The sequence below is a fragment of the Marvinbryantia formatexigens DSM 14469 genome (assembly GCF_025148285.1).
Lineage (GTDB): Bacteria > Bacillota > Clostridia > Lachnospirales > Lachnospiraceae > Marvinbryantia > Marvinbryantia formatexigens.
On record NZ_CP102268.1, the window covers coordinates 2,388,159 to 2,405,235 of the forward strand.

The window sequence follows — 17,077 nt, forward strand, 5'->3', positions numbered from 1 at the left end:
CGTGCGGTGTTTTTCCGTCGCCAGGCATCTAAGGGGAGCGCCGGTGGCTGGTCCTGTAGGCTGCCAGGCATCTGAAAGCCTGAAATTAACAATAAAGGATAGAAACGGAGACATCCGGGAAAGGAAAACGTTAAGGAGAAAATAATGAGTGTAAAGATTATATCGGACAGTACCTGCGATTTATCAAAAGAACTGATTGAAAAATATAAGATACAGATTTTGCCGCTGCATGTGATTCTGGGAGAGCGGGAATGTCTGGACGGCATCAATATCAGCCCGGATGAAATTTACCGGTGGGCGGATGAGAACCGCTCCGTGCCGGGTACGTCGGCGCCTTCTATAACGGAAACCATGCAGCTTCTGCAGAAATGCGGCTCGGATGGCAGTGAGATAGTCTGCTTTTCTATTTCGGAAAAGATGTCCACTACCGCCAATGTGATGCGGCTTGCCGCCAAGGAACTGGATATGGAGGACCGTGTTTTTGTGGTGGATTCAGAAAATCTGTCCACCGGAGTGGGATTGCTTGTACTGGAAGCGGCAACTATGGCGTTGGAGGGCAGAACGGCGGGAGAAATTGTCACGCAGATTCAGAAGCTGAGACCGTGCGTGAGAGCAAGCTTCGTTGTCGATACGTTAATCTATCTGCAGAGAGGCGGCAGGTGCGGCAGCGTTACAGCGCTGGCAGGGGGCGCTCTGAAGCTGCATCCCCGGATTGTCGTTTCCAATGGGGAGATGCAGGCGGACCGGAAATATCGCGGAAAAATGGAGAAGGTTCTGCTGAATTATGCGGATGATTTGAAGCCGCAGCTTTTAAATGCCAGAAGAAACCGGGTATTTGTCACGCATTCCGGCTGCAGCGCGGAAATTGTGGAGCTGGTCTGCCAGCACATTAAGGCGCTGGGAATATTTGAAGAAATCCTGGTGACCAGAGCCGGCAGCGTCATTTCCAGTCATTGCGGTCCGGGGACGCTGGGCGTGCTGTTTATTGAACGCGGATAAGCATTCCCACGCTTAAGGTGCGCAGGGCACTAAGCGGTGGAATGCGAATATTTGCTTTACAGGGAATAAAGCGGGCTTCCAATCAGCACGGTTTTTCCCCTGAAGGCAAAGCCATATTTCCGGATCCGGCTCTGCGGTATCCCTCTGGCTTCCAGTACAGAGGTATATTCTTTATCCTCAATCTGCTGCAGGGCGGCTTTTACGGTGTCGGCTAACGTTTTTTCATCCTCCGGGTCCTGCACCTTGAATTCCATGATAATGCCGGCGTCCTGCGCATTCCGCGGTTCCATGAGAACATCATATCTGCCGAAGCCGCTTTCACGGTTGGAGGTAATGATGTAACGGTCTTCCAGCGTCACCATCAGTCCGAGTACAAAGCCGTGATAGAAGCGTTCCGGTTCACTTTCCTCTGAGGGGCGGTTTCCGCTGTCAAAATAGCTGAAGGTTGTTTTTGTGATGCGGTTCATGTAGGCATTCATCGCCTTCAAATCATCTGCCAGAAGCCCTTTGATAAAATCATTATAATTTGATGCGGAGGAGGCAAACCATCCTTTTACCATATTCCGGAACATGATTTTCGTTTCATAATTGGTAATTTCCAGCTCGTAGACCTGTCTCCAGCCGGAGTATGCCGTTTTTTCCGTTCTGCGGTTTTTTACCCGGAGATAGCCGCTTGCCAGAAGCAGGCTCCAGATTGCGCTTTCATCCAGATTAAGCTGATTATATACAATCTGTTCATCAATTTCTGTACAGATGGAACCGCCATCCAGTAGCTGCTGAAAAGAGTCCTTTACCTGTTTTGTACCTTCGCGGATCAGCTTTCCTGCCAGACTGTTGCTGCTGGTATTCGCCCAATAGGGGGAAAACTGCTGTTTGTCCAGAAAATTGATAATGGACCACGGATTGTAAATGTCTGCTTTATGCCCAAATATAAAACCGTCGTACCAGTCTTTCACTTCTTCTTTTTTGTCAGAGAGACAATATTCGTCCAATGCGGAAAAAACCTCTTCCTCCGTAAAACCAAAGCAGTCTTCATATTTATTGGAAGTGGTTGTTATAATTTCCAGATTGTTCAGGTCAGAGAAGATAGATTCCCGGCTGACCAGCGTGATTCCGGTCATAATTGCGCGCTCCAGATAAGGGTTTCCCTTAAATGTGGCATTAAATAAACTGCGGGTAAAAGCCGCCAGTTTTTCCCAATATCCATTTACATAAGCTTCCTGCATGGGAGTGTCATATTCGTCCAGAAGAATGATGGCTTTTTTTCGATATCTGCGATACAGATATTCGGACATTCTGCGCAGAGAAATCGTAATTGCGGCATCATCGCTGTCTGAGGAGAGCGCGTTGTAGTATGTTTTTTCTTTTTCCCCTAACGTATCGTCTTCGGCAAGAAAGGCATATTTGTTATAGATATCTATAATGGACTCGCAGATTTTTTTCCGCGCCTGTTCATAGGAGACCTCTTTAATATCGGCGAAGCTTAAAGATATCACCGGATACGTACCCTGCAGTGTCCGGCAGGCGCAATCTTTCCAGATATTTGTGTTTTCGAATAATTTGCTGCCGGCATATTCGACGGAGAAGAAATGCTCCACCATGCTCATGGTAAGTGTTTTTCCAAAACGGCGCGGGCGGGTGATTAATGTCACATCGTCCATAGATTCCCACCATTCTTTGATAAACAGCGTTTTGTCTACATAAAATACATTCCGGGTAATTATTTTTTCAAAATCCTGGATTCCGATTCCTATTGTTTTTGCCACACGGACACCTCCTTCTGCTGCATAGTATCCTTATTCTGATATTATAGACTTTCTTTTCCGTCCGCACAACCACAATTTCGTTATTATTTTGATAGTTTTACGGTTAAGGAATACTGAAAATGCCACTTGAAAATACTTCGGCATACCGATATAATATAATCAGAAAGGAATGGATGAAGTATGATTATTGATGATTTGCTTCTGGAGGCTAAAATGAGCCGTTATAAGTTAAGCAAAGAAAGTGGTGTTGCACAGGCAACGATATCAGATATTTGCAATGGAAAAGCGTCAATGGAAAAATGCTCTGCAGGAACGCTGTACAAAATTGCAAAAGTTTTGAATGTGACTGTGGATTCGCTATTAGAGGCAGAAGGGCAATCAAATGCAGAAAATAAGGAATATCGCAGTTCTTTTGAAACATTCAAAAGTAATATTTGTCATCATGTGAAGGATATGGGGGATATTGACTTTATCATTGAGATACTTGAAAGCGATAAAATTCGGAATTTATATAAAAAAAAGTGGTATCCGGAATCGCTGTATCTGCTGGGCATGGTTGACTACCTTTCTAAAGTTAACGATTTGCCGATATGTACGAATTATAATGATATCCGGAAGCATAAACTGGCGCAAACGGTGTATCCTTCAAGTGTGTTGATTCGGGCAGCAGTCATGCATAGCGAAGAGGTTAAAGCGGAAGCGAGAAGAAAAGCAATTCCGGAATTCATGCGGTTTAATATAGTGGAAAGCGAGGTAAGAAATCTTGTCTGAAGTTTCTTTTACGAAAGATAATCTTGACGGTTATTTGAAAGAACTTTCCAGGGAATTCCGTAAAATGAATGGGACGCGGATGCCTGCGGAGATTATTCTGATTGGCGGCGCGGCTGTTTTGATTAATTATGGATTTCGTGAAATGACCTATGACATAGATGCAATTATACAGGCATCGTCTACAATGAAAGACGCAATTAACCATGTTGGAGACCGAATGGGGCTTCCCAATGGCTGGTTGAATACAGATTTTATGAAAACGACATCATATACGCCTAAGCTGATTCAGTATTCCAGATATTATAAGACTTTTTCAAATGTGCTGAGAATACGGACTATATCGGCTGAGTATCTTGTTGTTATGAAACTAATGGCAGGAAGACAATATAAAAACGATTTGTCGGATGTGGCAGGAATCCTGTTGGAGCAGAAAAATGCTGGGAAAGAAATCAGTTTTGAAAGCGTAAAGAGAGCAGCCGGGGAGCTCTATGGAGGTTATGATAACTTGCCGGAAACCTCCCGGACATTTATTGAGGCTGTTTATCAGAATGCGAATCTGGCGGAGCTCTATACGAAAATCTGTGAGGAGGAGAAACAAAATAAAAATATTCTGCTGGAATTTGAGGATGATTATCCGGAGGTTCTCAATGGTGATAATCTTGCTGAAATACTGAAAGCCGCTAAGGCAAAGAAAAATAGATGATATATGATATAGAAAAATAAAGGAAATATTTTATTTTCAGGCGGCCGCGTGGCGCACCGCCTATTGCGCTGACAGGGACACCATGTGTTCTCCGGAGGGCGCCGCCTGGTTCAGCCGCCGGTATTCCCGCGGCGTCATGCGGAAGCGCTCCTGGAAAACGCGGTTAAAGGTACGCTGGCTGGAAAAGCCGGCGTTTTCATAGGCTTCTGTGATGCTCTGGTCCGTGTGGCGGAGCAGATGGCACACGTAATCAAGGCGGACATCGTTGAGATAGCCGTTAAAATTGGTGTGAAATGTTTTAGAAAATACGCCGGAAAGCGCGCAGGGGCTGTATCCAAGAGCCTTTGCCATCCCGGAAAGCGAGAGTTCTTCTGTAAAATGTCCTGCAATGTAGGCGACGGTACGGTAGATTATGTCGTTGCTGCCGACAGAGCTTTTTTCAGCAAAGCTGAAATGCGGCATGGCTCTTGCAAGGATGATTTGTGTATAGGACTGCTGAAGTACGGCAGTCTCTTTTTCATAAGCGGTTTCGGACAGCCGGTTCAGCGCATAGGGAATATCCGGGTGAACGGCGTCGGCTCTGATAACCGGATACCGGGGACAGAACTGCTGCAGGGCGGGCTGGTAGCTTCCGCATAATGCGGGGGATGCGAGAAGATAAATTGCTTTGCAGGGGCGGCTGTCGAATACCTGGTAGTGGTGGATGAGCTCCGGAAATACGATTCCGAAGTCATGCGTATCCATGTGATATAATTCCTGTCCGACACCAAGCTCCAGCGACCCCTCCGTTACATAAATGAACTCGGCGGACTTATGAAGGTGCGGAGAAACATGGCGGGATTTTTTATGGAAAATCTCAAGATTGTTTTTACAATCCTTATAAACAGGCAGCATAGCAAAACCTCCTCATAGAATTTGGCTGGTTTTTCATGGGATTTGACACGTATTATACAGAAAAAACGGCTATAACGCAAATGTAAAAAGAAAAGAAAGAGAGGTTTTAAGTATGTGGAAAAAAATAAAACAGTATTTCAGAGAGTGTTATGAGTATTATGCAGAGTTAAGCTGCAGAATGTACAGATAAGGACAGAACACCGATGAAAACAGAAGACAGAAGAGAATAGGGGCAGCCACAAATTGGGAGAGATTTGCGGCTGTCTTTTTTGTTTCCATGCATCCGAAGGGAGCTGCCGGCGGCAGGTCCTGCAGGTACGGAAAATCCCCGGTTGCAATGAAACGCAATCCGGGTTATCCTATAGTTAAAAAACGAGAGGAACGAAAAGTCTTATGGGTAAGTATATTATGGCGCTGGATGCAGGGACGACCAGCAACCGCTGTATTTTATTTGATGAAAAGGGAAGAATGTGCAGCGTGGCGCAGCGCGAATTTACACAGTATTTTCCAAAGCCGGGATGGGTGGAGCACGATGCGGATGAAATCTGGTCCAGCCAGCTTGGCGTTGCGGTGGAGGCAATGAGCAGAATCGGCGCGGAGGCGGGGGACATCGCCGCCATCGGTATTACGAATCAGCGTGAGACGGCAATCGTGTGGGATAAAAATACCGGAACGCCGGTGTATCATGCGATTGTCTGGCAGTGCCGCCGGACTGCAAAATACTGTGATTCGCTGAAAGAAAAGGGACTGGAGGAAAGCTTTCGCCAGAAAACGGGACTGGTGATTGACGCTTATTTTTCCGCCACAAAGATTAAGTGGATTCTGGATAACGTGGAAGGCGCAAGGGAGCGGGCGGAGCGCGGCGAGCTTTTGTTTGGAACGGTAGAGACATGGCTTATCTGGAAGCTGACAAAGGGAGCCGTGCATGTGACAGATTATTCCAATGCCGCCCGCACGATGCTGTTTAACATCAATACGCTGCAGTGGGACAGAGATATTCTGAAGGAGCTGGATATTCCGGAGTGTATGCTGCCGGAGCCGAAGCCGTCGAGCTGCGTGTACGGGATGGCGGACGCGGCGTTTTTCGGCGGACCGATTCCGATCGCCGGGGCGGCGGGCGACCAGCAGGCGGCGCTTTTCGGACAGACCTGCTTTACCGCCGGGGAGGCGAAAAACACTTATGGGACAGGCTGTTTCCTGCTGATGAACACCGGGGAAAAGCCGGTATTTTCCAAAAACGGTCTGGTGACGACCATTGCCTGGGGGCTGGACGGAAAGGTAAATTATGCGCTGGAGGGTTCTATTTTCGTGGCGGGGGCGGCAATCCAGTGGCTGCGTGATGAGATGCGCCTGATTGATTCCGCCGAAGATTCGGAGTATATGGCGACAAAGGTTAAGGACACCAACGGCTGCTATGTGGTTCCGGCGTTTACCGGTCTTGGCGCGCCCTACTGGGACCAGTACGCCAGAGGCACGATTGTCGGCATCACCCGCGGCGTCAATAAGTATCATATTATCCGTGCCACCCTGGATTCCCTGGCATACCAGGTGCAGGATGTGCTGGAGGCAATGCGGGCGGATTCCGGCATTGAGCTGACGTCTCTGAAGGTGGACGGCGGCGCCAGCGCCAACAATTTTCTTATGCAGACGCAGGCGGACATTACCGGAGCGCCGGTGAACCGTCCGAAATGCGTGGAGACGACTGCGATGGGCGCCGCTTACCTGGCGGGACTGGCAGTGGGCTACTGGAAATCAAGAGCAGACGTCATTAAAAACTGGAATATCGACCGCACCTTCCAGCCGGAAATTTCAAAAGAGGAGCGCCAGAGGCGCATCCGGGGATGGAAAAAAGCGGTGCAATATGCATACGGATGGGCGAAGGAAGAATAGATACTGCCGGGCGCTCAGGCGTTTGACGGAGGCAGATATTATCCGGGCGTCTGTGCCTGGTGTGCCGCCTTTCGGTACTCTGTGGGAGTACATCCGTATTCCCGGCAAAACAGCTTAGAGAAATAGCTTAAATGGTTAAACCCGCAGGATACCGCAATCTGGGCGATGCTGGAGCGGGTGTTTGCCAGCAGATACCGGCTGACCTCCAGCCGGTATTTGTTTGCAAAATCGATGGGCGATTGCCGGAGATAGCGTTTGAAGATAATGCAGCATTTGCTGCGGCTGATGTTTCCGGAGGCGGCTATGGCGTCGAGCGTCAGTGTGTCCTGGTAATGTTCGTATATGTATGAGACCATTTTTTTCTGCAGGGTCAGGTCGCTGTAATCGTATGCGGGTTCCTGTTCCAGCAGGGATTTGTGCTGCAGAAAGAGAATACGCCACAGAAGATAAAGGGTGCTTATAGCCTCCAGCTCATAGGCATCCTTTTCTTCCGTTTTCAGCAGAAGTATGCGGTTTAGCAGTGCCTGCACCTGTTCATGATTCGCAGAATCCGCCGCATAGTGAAAATATGCGATATTTTTATTTTCGATAAAAGGAGCCACGTAATACTGATAAATCTTTGGGCTGGCGTTTAATAGTCCTGGGTGAAAAAGAATGCAGATAAACCGGCATTCGCGGCGCAGGTGGGCGTAGCCGTAATGAAGCTGCCGGGAGTTGACGACCAGACAATCCTTTTCCTTCAGCAGAATATCACGGTCATTTATACGGTAATTCATTTCACCTTCGATCACATAAATCAGCTCAATATCCTCATGCCAGTGGCAGAGGGCTTTCATGTCCGGATAGTTTGACAAAATGCCGGTCCGGATGTAAAGCGGGACGCCCGGATTATCATAGTGGACGATTTCTGACGCATCCTGCATAATATCAGTGTTTATCATCTGTATCCCCTTCCCTGAATACGATTGTTATAAAAATTAAAGCGGAAAATGCTAGATATCCGCTGCCTGCTTTACTATTATTATAGCAGCGCAAAGATAAACCGGCAAGGGAGAGACGGCATGAAATACAGGGAAAAGGCAAAAAGAAACGGAGAATTTTATAAAAAGCTGTTTGCACTGGTGATGCCTATTGCGATGCAGAATCTTATGTCTGCAATCGTGAGCGCTTCGGATGCCCTGATGTTGGGAATGCAGGGACAGACGGCGCTCTCTGCGGTCTCTCTTGCAACGCAGGTTTCGTTTGTGCTGAATCTGTTTTACGCGGCGCTGACAATCGGGGCGACTGTCCTGGCGGCGCAGTACTGGGGAAAGGGAGACCGGCGGGCGGTAGAGCAGGTGCTGGCAATCGTGCTGCGGTTGTCTGTTATTGTTTCCGTTTTGTTTTTTCTGGCGGCGGTCTGCTGTCCTAAGCTTCTGATGCGGATATTTACAAACGGGACGGAGCTGATTGCTCCGGGGGCGTCTTATCTGCGCATTGTGAGCGGCTCTTATCTCTGTATGGGCGTGTCGCAGATTTATCTGTGCATTATGAAAAACAGCGGAAGAACCATGAGAAGCACCATATATGGCTCGTCTGCCGTTGTAATCAATCTGATATTAAATGCGGTGTTTATCTTCGGGCTGTGCGGCTTTCCGGTGATGGGAATCCGGGGAGCAGCGCTGGCAACGCTGATTGCGAGGATAGCGGAGCTGCTTCTGGTCCTGTCTGAAAACCGGAAGGAGGAGGTTGTACGTATCCGCCTGCAGTACCTGAGAGCCCCGGACTCCGCGTTAAAAAAAGATTACATCCGCTATACGACCCCGGTTCTGGCAAATGAGCTGGTATGGGGATGCGGTTTTACGATGTTTTCCGTCATTATGGGACATCTGGGAAGCGATGCGGTCGCAGCTAATTCCATCGCGAATATTGTAAAAAATATTATCGCCTGCTTCTGTCTTGGCATTGGGGCGGGGAGCGGGATTATTGTCGGAAACGAGCTGGGCAGAGGAAACCTGGAGAAGGCGAAGGAATACGGGCGGAAGCTGTGCAGGATTGCGCTTGCGGCAGGGGCGCTGTCCGGAATCGTCCTTCTGGCGTTAAGCCCGGTGATCTTCCTGTTTGCGTCGAATTTAAGCCTTTTGGCAAAGGAATATTTAAAAGGGATGCTGCTTATCTGCAGCTATTATCTGATTGGAAAATCCATCAATTCCACGGTGGTGGCGGGTATCTTCTGCGCCGGGGGAGATACGAAATTCGGATTGTGCTGCGATGCGGTGACGATGTGGGTGATTATCATACCGGCCGGAGCAATAGCGGCGTTTGTGCTGAAGCTGCCGGTTCTCTGGGTTTATTTCTGGCTGAATCTGGATGAATTTGTGAAGCTGCCGGCGGTTTATCATCATTATAAAAAATACAAATGGGTAAAAAATCTGACCGTGGAAAACGCGGGAATGGACAGCGGACAGGAATAGCTATGTTTTTACATCCGCGCGAGAGCGGCGGAAAATCAAGTAGAAAGGAAAGGTGTAAAGAAAATGACAAACAAAGAAAGAAGAGACAGACAGTTACCGTATATTTCTGACAATGAGGTTTTTGAGGAACAAAAACGGGCGCGGAGGCTGACGCAGGAGCTGAATACGGCGGACAGGTCCGATTTTGACAGAATCAGTGAAATTGTAAAGGAGCTTCTGGGAAAATCAGACGGGGCTTTTATCAATCCGCCGTTTTACTGCGATTACGGCACGCACATTGAAGTCGGAAAGAATTTTTTTGCAAATTATAATTGCACGATACTGGATGTGGCGAAGGTGATAATCGGGGACAACTGCCAGATGGCGCCGAATGTGGCAATTTATACGGCGGGGCATCCGGTGCATCCCGATACCCGCAATACTGCGTATGAATACGGAATAGAGGTAACGATTGGGGACAACGTCTGGATTGGCGGAAATACCGTTATCTGTCCGGGCGTGCATATCGGGAGCAATACGGTAATCGGAGCCGGAAGCGTAGTGACAAAGGACATTCCGGAATGGGTGATTGCGGCGGGCAATCCGTGCAGGGTTATCCGTAAAATCACGGAGGAGGACAGGAAATATTACTTCCGTGACCGTGCGTTTGATGAGGAAGCCTGGACGGAAGTTGAAAGGATACTTAACGAAAAGTAGAGGAGAATATGCTATGAACATGCATGAGAGAATCCGTGACGGAAAGTTGTTTACGGATATGTGCGAGGGGTTGCCGCAGGAACGGCTGCAGGGAAAGCGGTACATGAAGGAGTTTAATGACAGCGCGCCGGATGAACCGGAGAAAAGATGTGAGCTTATCGGCAGAATGCTGAAGCAGGGAAAAGGGATATGGATTGAGCCGCCGTTTTATTTCTGCTATGGAAGCCATATTGAAATCGGAGAGGGCTCATACCTTAATGTAAATTGCAATTTTATCGACGATGGAATGATAACGGTCGGGAAAAAGGTGATGTTCGGTCCGGCGGTTACGATTGCCACGGTGGGGCATCCAATCTGCCCGGATATGAGGGAGTATATGTATGCCGCCCCGGTAAAGATAGCGGATAATTGCTGGATTGGTGCCGGTGCCGTGATATGTCCGGGCGTGACGATTGGGGAAAATTCGGTAATCGGAGCCGGAAGTGTGGTAACGCATGATATACCCGCAAACTCCGTTGCGGCAGGAAATCCCTGCCGTGTTATCCGCCCGATTGAAGAACGGGACAGAAAATATTATTTCCGGGACCGGGAAATTACGGAGGAGGATCTCCTGGAAGAGGCAGAACTGCGAAAAGGGTAACATAATAAATTACAAAATTTATCATATGAAATTCCGTATGGGGTAAAATAATGAAAACACCCAAAGGAGGAATTTTATATGGAGCACCAGATAACGGAAACGGATATTCGTGATTTTCAAAAATATCTTTATGAAGAAGAATGCTGTGAAGGAACGATTAAAAAATATATCAGAGATGTGAGAAGCTTTCAGAGATGGGTTTTAAATCAGACAATCCAGAAGGAAACAGCCGCCAGATGGAAAAATCATCTGCTGGAAGCCGGTTATGTATCAACGACCATCAATTCTATGGTGTCGGCGGTCAATCGCTTTTTTGATTTTATGGGATGGACAGAATGCCGGGTAAAGTTTTTACAGATTCAGCGAAGGGTATTCCGCGAGCAGACGAAAGAACTGAGTGAGAAAGAATATAAAAAGCTGCTGAGGGCGGCAGAGCGGAAAGGACAGGAGCGGCTGGAGCTTTTGATGGAGACGATTGGAAGCACCGGAATCCGCGTGTCGGAAACGACATATATTACGGTGGAAGCGGCGAAAACAGGGCGCGCGGAAATATCGCTGAAAAGAAAGGTGCGTGTGATTTTGCTGCCGAATAAATTATGCAGAAAGCTGCTGCGGTATGCCAGAAGACAAAATATTGCAGCCGGACCAATCTTTCTTACAAAAAGCGGAAGATGTCTTTCGCGCAGACAGATCTGGTATGAGATGAAACAGCTCTGCAAATCTGCGGGGGTAGAAGAGACGAAGGTATTTCCGCACAATCTGCGGCATTTGTTTGCAGTTATTTTTCATCGGGCGTGCAATGACCTGGTAAAGCTTGCGGATATACTTGGACATAGCTCGATTGAGACAACCAGAATTTATCTGATTTCAACGGGAAAAGAACATGCGGCACAAATAGAAAAGCTTGGATTGGTTATTTGACGAAATCTATATTTTGTCTATTGGATTCATCACGAAATGATAGTCTACATATAATCATCTACATTATAGCATATGGCATAATAGAAGTGCAAGGCAAATTTTTGCTTTAAGTGGAAGTCTTTTGAAAAAACGGACATAAAAATAAAGGGCATAGACGCTGTTTAAAGACAGTTTTATCTTTTATGCCCTGATATAGTAAAAAATGAGGTGGAATCGAACGGATTCCATCTTTTTTAATGCAAAAATCTACTCAGATTATGACTAAAAGAAAAACGATACACCGTGAGCAGACTGACAATGGACAAAATATAGATTTCGTCTAAAAAGGTCTGAATTTGTCCGAAAAGAAAGCTTCGGAGGGGAGATGGTGAACAGGAGTAGTAACCGTCGGGTGTGGATATTGAGCACATACATGGTGCAGGCTTGTAGACTGCCTTGAAAAGTCTAAATAAAAAAGAAGGGAAAAGGGAAAATGAAGAAACAGAAAAGAAAATTGATGGCTGTTGTACTTGCGGTCATGATGCTCTTTACGGTAATGCCTTCAGAGATATTTGCGGTGGAAGAGCCTTATGCGTCTGATGAGAATGTGATATTGACGGAAACCCAGTCAGAAAACACAGACGTGACAGAAAGTGAAACAGAAGAGGTGACGGAACAAATAGACGGACAGCACGAAGGGCTGGCGATGATGGAACCGGAAATGGTGTATGAAGGTGATTCTATACTGGAGAAAGGTCCGGAAGTGATGGAGCCGGAAGAGCCAGTCAGCACGGCTGTTATGGCAGACGAACCGGTTGCTTATGCGAATGATTATATTGAGAAACGGGTAGGAGAAACTGGCTTTTCTATACAGCGCCCGTCTGTCTCTTATACTTGTCCAAGATGCGGGGGCGTTTTGGTAGAACTGATACCGGACAGAAACGAATATGGAAATTTACAGTATAGTCTGTCTGATAATACAATACTTGGAAACTGCAACTTTGCTGTAGCTACCTATAGTGATGGATATCCATGTCTGCGATTTGATTTTACAGCAGTAAAGCCAGGTACGACAACCGTTACACTGACATATCAGTATACTTATGGATATTACGGGGAAACCGGGAATTGTGGAAATTGCGGTAAAGCAGTTCAAGTACCAGCCAATTATAACTGGCAGACTGGAAGAGCAACCTTCACAGTCTATGTACCTGGCAGACAGTACACAGTGACTTATACTGACGGTGTGGAGAACGAAGAAATTTTTACGGACCAGGTATATACGGTTACGGAAGGCACGACTACTCCGGAATTTGAAGGAACGCCGGTTCGCAAGGGATTTACCTTTGAAGGATGGGCTCCGAAAGTAGCGGAAACGGTTACAGGTGATGCTACTTATACTGCGGTATGGAAGGCGCAGGAGACAAAGCCGGAATGGGATAAACTGACCATTACAAAGACGGCAAATAAGACAAATGCGAAGCCGGGCGAAGAAGTTACTTACACGCTTACTGTAACGAATAATACTGGAAAGGACTTGACGGGAATTACTGTTTCAGAAAAGCTGGATGGTAATCTGACTTTTGTTAGTGCAAATCCAGAGGGTGTATATGATTCGGTAACTGGTGTCTGGACGATTGCTTCTCTGGCAAATGGAGCGTCTTCTATACTGACGATTACGGTAAAGGTAAACGATGGTGTGGAGGATGGAACAGTTATTTCGAATAAAGCGCAGATTACAGATGCAAAAGCAGGTCCGGATGGTCTGCCAGATGATGTAAATCTGAGCGATGAGGAAAACATAACCGTAAAAACGGAAAAATTGCCTGTTACATTAACTGTAGAAAAGGTGTTTGACGGAATTGTAGCCACACAGATTCCGGCAAATTTTGCACTTAATTACACGATAACACCGGATGATGGAAGCGATGCTCTGGAAGGAAAGCTTATAGCGGCAGATGCAGAATGGGAAACGGACGCCGAAGGAAATCCGATGCTCAAGTGGACTATTACCGGATTTTATAGTGGAGGAAACGGTACTCTTATAGGAAATAGCTGTGTATTCACAGAGGAAAATGCAGAGCTTGAAGGTTATAAGTTGACAACGACAGGACTGGAATTTAAGCTTGGAGATTCTATTTCGAGCGCAACAAGAAGGATTACGAATACTTATGAGAAAAATACGAATCCGCCTGTTGAAGAAACCGATTGGAGCGGTCTTTCTATTACGAAAAGTGTGGCTCCCTCCGGTACAGTAAAACCGGGTGATACGGTTACTTATATAATCCAGGTGAAAAATGATACCGGGAAGAAACTGACCAACATCTTAGTTTCGGAAAAATTGGATGAGAATCTTGTTTTCATCAAGGCTTCATTCTATGGAAAGTATGCTATAGCAAAGGGAACCTGGACGATTCCTGCACTGGAAAATGGTGCTGAGGCAGCTTTGACGATTACTGCAATGGTAAAGGCAGATGTAGCAGACAAGACAGTTATTAAGAACACAGCTACAGTCACAGATGCTGAAGCGGAAGATGGAGAGATGCCGGCGACCAGCAGACCGAGTGCCGGAGCAGATGTGACGGTAGACAATCCGGAACCGGTCATACCGACAGAGTGGGGCAAGCTTTCCATCAGTAAGACGGTAGACCCGACAGGTACAGTAAAGCCGGATGATACGGTTACTTATACAATCCGGGTGAAAAATAATACAGGAAAGAAGCTGACTAACATAGTAGTTTCTGAGAAGCTGGATGAGAATCTTGTTTTTGGCAGTGCGGTGGGCAATGGACAATATGATGTAGTAAACGGAATCTGGCCAATTAATGAACTGGAAAATGGTGCTGAGGCAACCATGACGATTAAGGCAATAGTAAAAGCAGATGTGGCGGACAAGACAGTTATTAAGAATACTGCCGCAGTCACAGATGCTGAAGCGGATGACGGAAAGATTCCGGCGACCAGCAGACCGAGTGCCGGAGCTGACGTGACGGTAGACAACCCGGCACCGGAGACCCACAAGTATATGCTGACGTACGATGCAAACGGAGGAACAGGCGCACCGGAAGCGGAGACAAAAGAGAGCACGGAAACTTCTGCAACCTTTATAATTTCAGAGGTACAGCCGGTAAGAGACGGCTATACGTTCCTTGGGTGGTCTACTTCGGCTTCCGGAACGGTAAACGTTGGAGCAACCATTACGATTTATGCGGATACGACTATTTATGCAGTATGGCAGAAAGACCCGGAACCGGTCGTACCGACAGACTGGAGCAGGCTTTCCATCAGTAAGACGGTAAATCCGACAGGAAATGTGAAGCCGGGCGAAACAATTATTTATACAATCCAGGTGAAAAATGATACCGGAAAGAGACTGACTAATATTGTAGTTTCTGAAAAACTGGATGAGAATCTTGTTTTTGTCAGTGCTGCAGGTAACGGACAGTATGATATGGTGCAGGGAACCTGGACGATTACTGCCCTGCCGGATGGGGAAGCGGCTTCTATTGAAATCAGGACGACGCTGAATGAGAATGTGGCAGATGGTACAGTAATTAAGAATATTGTTACGATTACGAATGCTTCTGCAGACGATGGAAATCTGCCGGATGGAAAGAATCCGGAGGCGGGCACGGAAATTACTGTTAAGCAGCCGGAAACGGAAAGCGAGAGCGAATCAGAAACAGAAAGTGAATCGGAAACGGAAAGCGAGAGCGAGTCAGAAACAGAAAGTGAGACTGAATCTGAATCAGAAACTGAGACAGAGACAGAAACGGAGCCGATGACAGAACCGATAACGGAGCCGACGACAGAGACAGAAACGGAGCCGATGACAGAGACGGAAACGGAACCGGTGACAGAAACAGAGACGGAAACCGAGACTGAGACGGAAACGGAAACAGAAAAAGCAGATAAGCCGAGTGGTTCGAACAGTCAGAACAATCAGGGGAATACGTCAAACCAGAATGCAAATCAAAATGCAAATGCGAATCAAAAAACACCGCAAACGGGAGACAGCACGAATAGTATTCTGTGGATGATGCTTCTTATAGCGGCAGGCTGTGTACTTCTTGTGATGACTGTTTCAGGAAGAAAGAGAAGCGAGAAACGTTAGAATGGCAGGAAAAAGCAGTGACTTGACTGGAAAGCGATTTGGCAGACTGTGCGTTCTGGAAAAAACAGACGAGCGGTGGAGCGGTTATATTGTGTGGAAATGTGTGTGCGACTGCGGGAATGAAATACTTGCAGACACCAGACGGCTGAAGCGCGGAACAATCAGAGATTGTGGATGTAGTTCCAGACATTCGGCAAATGGCGGGAAAAAGGCGGAAGACCTTACCGGACAGCGCTTTGGAAATCTGACCGTGATTTCCAGAGCGGAAAACCAGAAGAAACGCGTTTGCTGGAAGTGTCGCTGTGACTGCGGAAACGAAAAGATTATAGCGGCACGGAAATTAAAAGCGGGAACGGCTCAAAGCTGCGGCTGCCAGGACATGGGATTCAGACATGCAAAGCTGGACCTGGCGGGACAACGTTTTGGAAGGCTGACGGTTTTATATCCGACAGATGAAAAAAACAAAAAATTGTCTCTGTACTGGCATTGCCGCTGCACCTGTGGAAACGAACTTGATGTATCGCGCGATGCACTGCTTAGCGGTGCGAAGAAAAGCTGCGGCTGTCTGCAGCAGGAAGCATGGGATGGCATCAAGAATCAACTGACACGAGTGGACGGTACTTGTATTGAATGGCTGGAAAAAAGGAAATACCGCTGTGACAATACGAGTGGATTCCGCGGTGTCAACAGAATGAAACAGGGCGGATACCGGGTAACAATCGGTTTCAAAGGAAAACGGTTTTATATAGGAAAATACCGTTCTTTCCAGGAAGCCGTACAGGCAAGACTGGAGGCAGAAGAGCTGGTTCATGAAGGATTTGTAAAACGGTACCGGTTATGGCAGCAGAAAGCAGCGCAGGACGCCGAATGGGGAACACAAAATCCGCTTATATTTGAAGTGGAAAGAAAAAACGGTAACTTGCACATTATATCAAATATCAATTCATAATTTTGGCGGGGCATTCAAAGCCCCGCCGATTTATTCCTCAATGACCTGTATTTCTAAAAAATCGAACGGAATCTGTTCGATGAAATTGTCCTGGGTGAACCGCGTCTTGCTGTGGCGCTGGAATTCGCGGATGTTGGAGTCCAGCCAGATGGGCTTGCCCAGGTCAAACTGTGTGCAGATTTCGTCAAGCGCACGGAAAATTTTGTGGGTGCGGGTATCCTGTGAATCGTCGCAGATGGTGGTATCCCGCTGCAGACGGTTGTCCTGCCAGATTTTTCCCCATAAACGGAACATAATGTTTT

General features: G+C 47.1%; 14 protein-coding genes. 10 read left to right on the top strand and 4 right to left on the bottom strand.

Translation table 11 applies throughout. The annotated features are described in order from the left end of the window. The first annotated feature begins 144 nt into the window (after positions 1–144). A complete protein-coding gene (locus tag NQ534_RS11370) occupies positions 145–999 on the top strand; it encodes a DegV family protein (RefSeq protein WP_006859843.1) in 855 nt (284 codons plus the stop codon). Between the two features lie 56 nt (positions 1,000–1,055). Here the strand turns inward: NQ534_RS11370 and NQ534_RS11375 are convergent, their stop codons facing one another. Continuing rightward, positions 1,056–2,765: an AAA family ATPase gene (locus tag NQ534_RS11375; protein ID WP_006859844.1), complete on the bottom strand. Its 1,710-nt coding sequence runs from the start codon at positions 2,763–2,765 to the stop codon at positions 1,056–1,058. A 180-nt stretch (positions 2,766–2,945) separates the two neighbouring features. Between NQ534_RS11375 and NQ534_RS11380 the strand changes: the two genes are divergently transcribed. After that, a complete protein-coding gene (locus NQ534_RS11380) occupies positions 2,946–3,536 on the top strand; it encodes a helix-turn-helix domain-containing protein (RefSeq protein WP_006859845.1) in 591 nt (196 codons plus the stop codon). After that, entirely contained in the window at positions 3,529–4,239 is a 711-nt protein-coding gene (locus tag NQ534_RS11385; RefSeq protein WP_006859846.1) for a DUF6036 family nucleotidyltransferase, read from the top strand. Before NQ534_RS11380 ends, NQ534_RS11385 begins: the two co-directional genes overlap by 8 nt. 60 nt (positions 4,240–4,299) lie before the next feature. Here NQ534_RS11385 and NQ534_RS11390 read toward each other — a convergent pair whose 3' ends face one another. Further along, positions 4,300–5,133, bottom strand: a complete 834-nt coding sequence (locus tag NQ534_RS11390; RefSeq protein WP_006859847.1) for an AraC family transcriptional regulator — start codon at positions 5,131–5,133, stop codon at positions 4,300–4,302. A 393-nt stretch (positions 5,134–5,526) separates the two neighbouring features. Between NQ534_RS11390 and glpK the strand changes: the two genes are divergently transcribed. Next, complete coding sequence (glpK, locus tag NQ534_RS11395) at positions 5,527–7,023, top strand: glycerol kinase GlpK (protein ID WP_006859849.1); 1,497 nt, start codon at positions 5,527–5,529, stop codon at positions 7,021–7,023. A gap of 38 nt (positions 7,024–7,061) precedes the next feature. Here the strand turns inward: glpK and NQ534_RS11400 are convergent, their stop codons facing one another. Beyond that, positions 7,062–7,964, bottom strand: a complete 903-nt coding sequence (locus tag NQ534_RS11400; protein ID WP_006859850.1) for a helix-turn-helix transcriptional regulator — start codon at positions 7,962–7,964, stop codon at positions 7,062–7,064. Between the two features lie 120 nt (positions 7,965–8,084). Between NQ534_RS11400 and NQ534_RS11405 the strand changes: the two genes are divergently transcribed. The 6 genes from NQ534_RS11405 (at position 8,085) to NQ534_RS11430 (ending at position 16,775) form a co-directional block, all read left to right on the top strand. Next, positions 8,085–9,476 (top strand): MATE family efflux transporter, encoded by a 1,392-nt coding sequence (locus tag NQ534_RS11405; RefSeq protein WP_040781221.1) that lies wholly within the window; start codon positions 8,085–8,087, stop codon positions 9,474–9,476. A 63-nt stretch (positions 9,477–9,539) separates the two neighbouring features. Continuing rightward, complete coding sequence (locus NQ534_RS11410; protein ID WP_006859852.1) at positions 9,540–10,172, top strand: sugar O-acetyltransferase; 633 nt, start codon at positions 9,540–9,542, stop codon at positions 10,170–10,172. A 13-nt stretch (positions 10,173–10,185) separates the two neighbouring features. After that, the gene (locus NQ534_RS11415; RefSeq protein WP_006859853.1) at positions 10,186–10,812 is read left to right on the top strand and encodes a DapH/DapD/GlmU-related protein; all 627 of its coding nucleotides are present in this window, start codon (positions 10,186–10,188) and stop codon (positions 10,810–10,812) included. Positions 10,813–10,890: 78 nt separating this feature from the next. After that, the gene (locus NQ534_RS11420) at positions 10,891–11,733 is read left to right on the top strand and encodes a tyrosine-type recombinase/integrase (protein WP_006859854.1); all 843 of its coding nucleotides are present in this window, start codon (positions 10,891–10,893) and stop codon (positions 11,731–11,733) included. A 472-nt stretch (positions 11,734–12,205) separates the two neighbouring features. Continuing rightward, positions 12,206–15,826, top strand: coding sequence for a CLIPPER-2 domain-containing protein (locus NQ534_RS11425; protein WP_006859855.1), 3,621 nt, complete (start codon positions 12,206–12,208; stop codon positions 15,824–15,826). A 1-nt stretch (position 15,827) separates the two neighbouring features. Beyond that, on the top strand, positions 15,828–16,775 hold the full coding sequence (locus tag NQ534_RS11430; RefSeq protein WP_006859856.1) for a hypothetical protein: 948 nt from the start codon (positions 15,828–15,830) through the stop codon (positions 16,773–16,775). Between the two features lie 30 nt (positions 16,776–16,805). Here the strand turns inward: NQ534_RS11430 and NQ534_RS11435 are convergent, their stop codons facing one another. After that, positions 16,806–17,069, bottom strand: a complete 264-nt coding sequence (locus tag NQ534_RS11435) for a hypothetical protein (RefSeq protein ID WP_006859857.1) — start codon at positions 17,067–17,069, stop codon at positions 16,806–16,808. Positions 17,070–17,077 lie beyond the last annotated feature (8 nt).

Bases quoted from the DNA above. Each gene is read 5' to 3' on its own strand.
- NQ534_RS11400 (WP_006859850.1), bottom strand. From the start codon at position 7,964: ATGATAAACACTGATATTATGCAGGATGCGTCAGAAATCGTCCACTAT.
- NQ534_RS11390 (WP_006859847.1), bottom strand. From the start codon at position 5,133: ATGCTGCCTGTTTATAAGGATTGTAAAAACAATCTTGAGATTTTCCAT.
- NQ534_RS11420 (WP_006859854.1), top strand. From the start codon at position 10,891: ATGGAGCACCAGATAACGGAAACGGATATTCGTGATTTTCAAAAATAT.
- NQ534_RS11380 (WP_006859845.1), top strand. From the start codon at position 2,946: ATGATTATTGATGATTTGCTTCTGGAGGCTAAAATGAGCCGTTATAAG.
- NQ534_RS11415 (WP_006859853.1), top strand. From the start codon at position 10,186: ATGAACATGCATGAGAGAATCCGTGACGGAAAGTTGTTTACGGATATG.
- NQ534_RS11370 (WP_006859843.1), top strand. From the start codon at position 145: ATGAGTGTAAAGATTATATCGGACAGTACCTGCGATTTATCAAAAGAA.
- glpK (WP_006859849.1), top strand. From the start codon at position 5,527: ATGGGTAAGTATATTATGGCGCTGGATGCAGGGACGACCAGCAACCGC.
- NQ534_RS11425 (WP_006859855.1), top strand. From the start codon at position 12,206: ATGAAGAAACAGAAAAGAAAATTGATGGCTGTTGTACTTGCGGTCATG.
- NQ534_RS11430 (WP_006859856.1), top strand. From the start codon at position 15,828: ATGGCAGGAAAAAGCAGTGACTTGACTGGAAAGCGATTTGGCAGACTG.
- NQ534_RS11435 (WP_006859857.1), bottom strand. From the start codon at position 17,069: ATGTTCCGTTTATGGGGAAAAATCTGGCAGGACAACCGTCTGCAGCGG.
- NQ534_RS11405 (WP_040781221.1), top strand. From the start codon at position 8,085: ATGAAATACAGGGAAAAGGCAAAAAGAAACGGAGAATTTTATAAAAAG.
- NQ534_RS11410 (WP_006859852.1), top strand. From the start codon at position 9,540: ATGACAAACAAAGAAAGAAGAGACAGACAGTTACCGTATATTTCTGAC.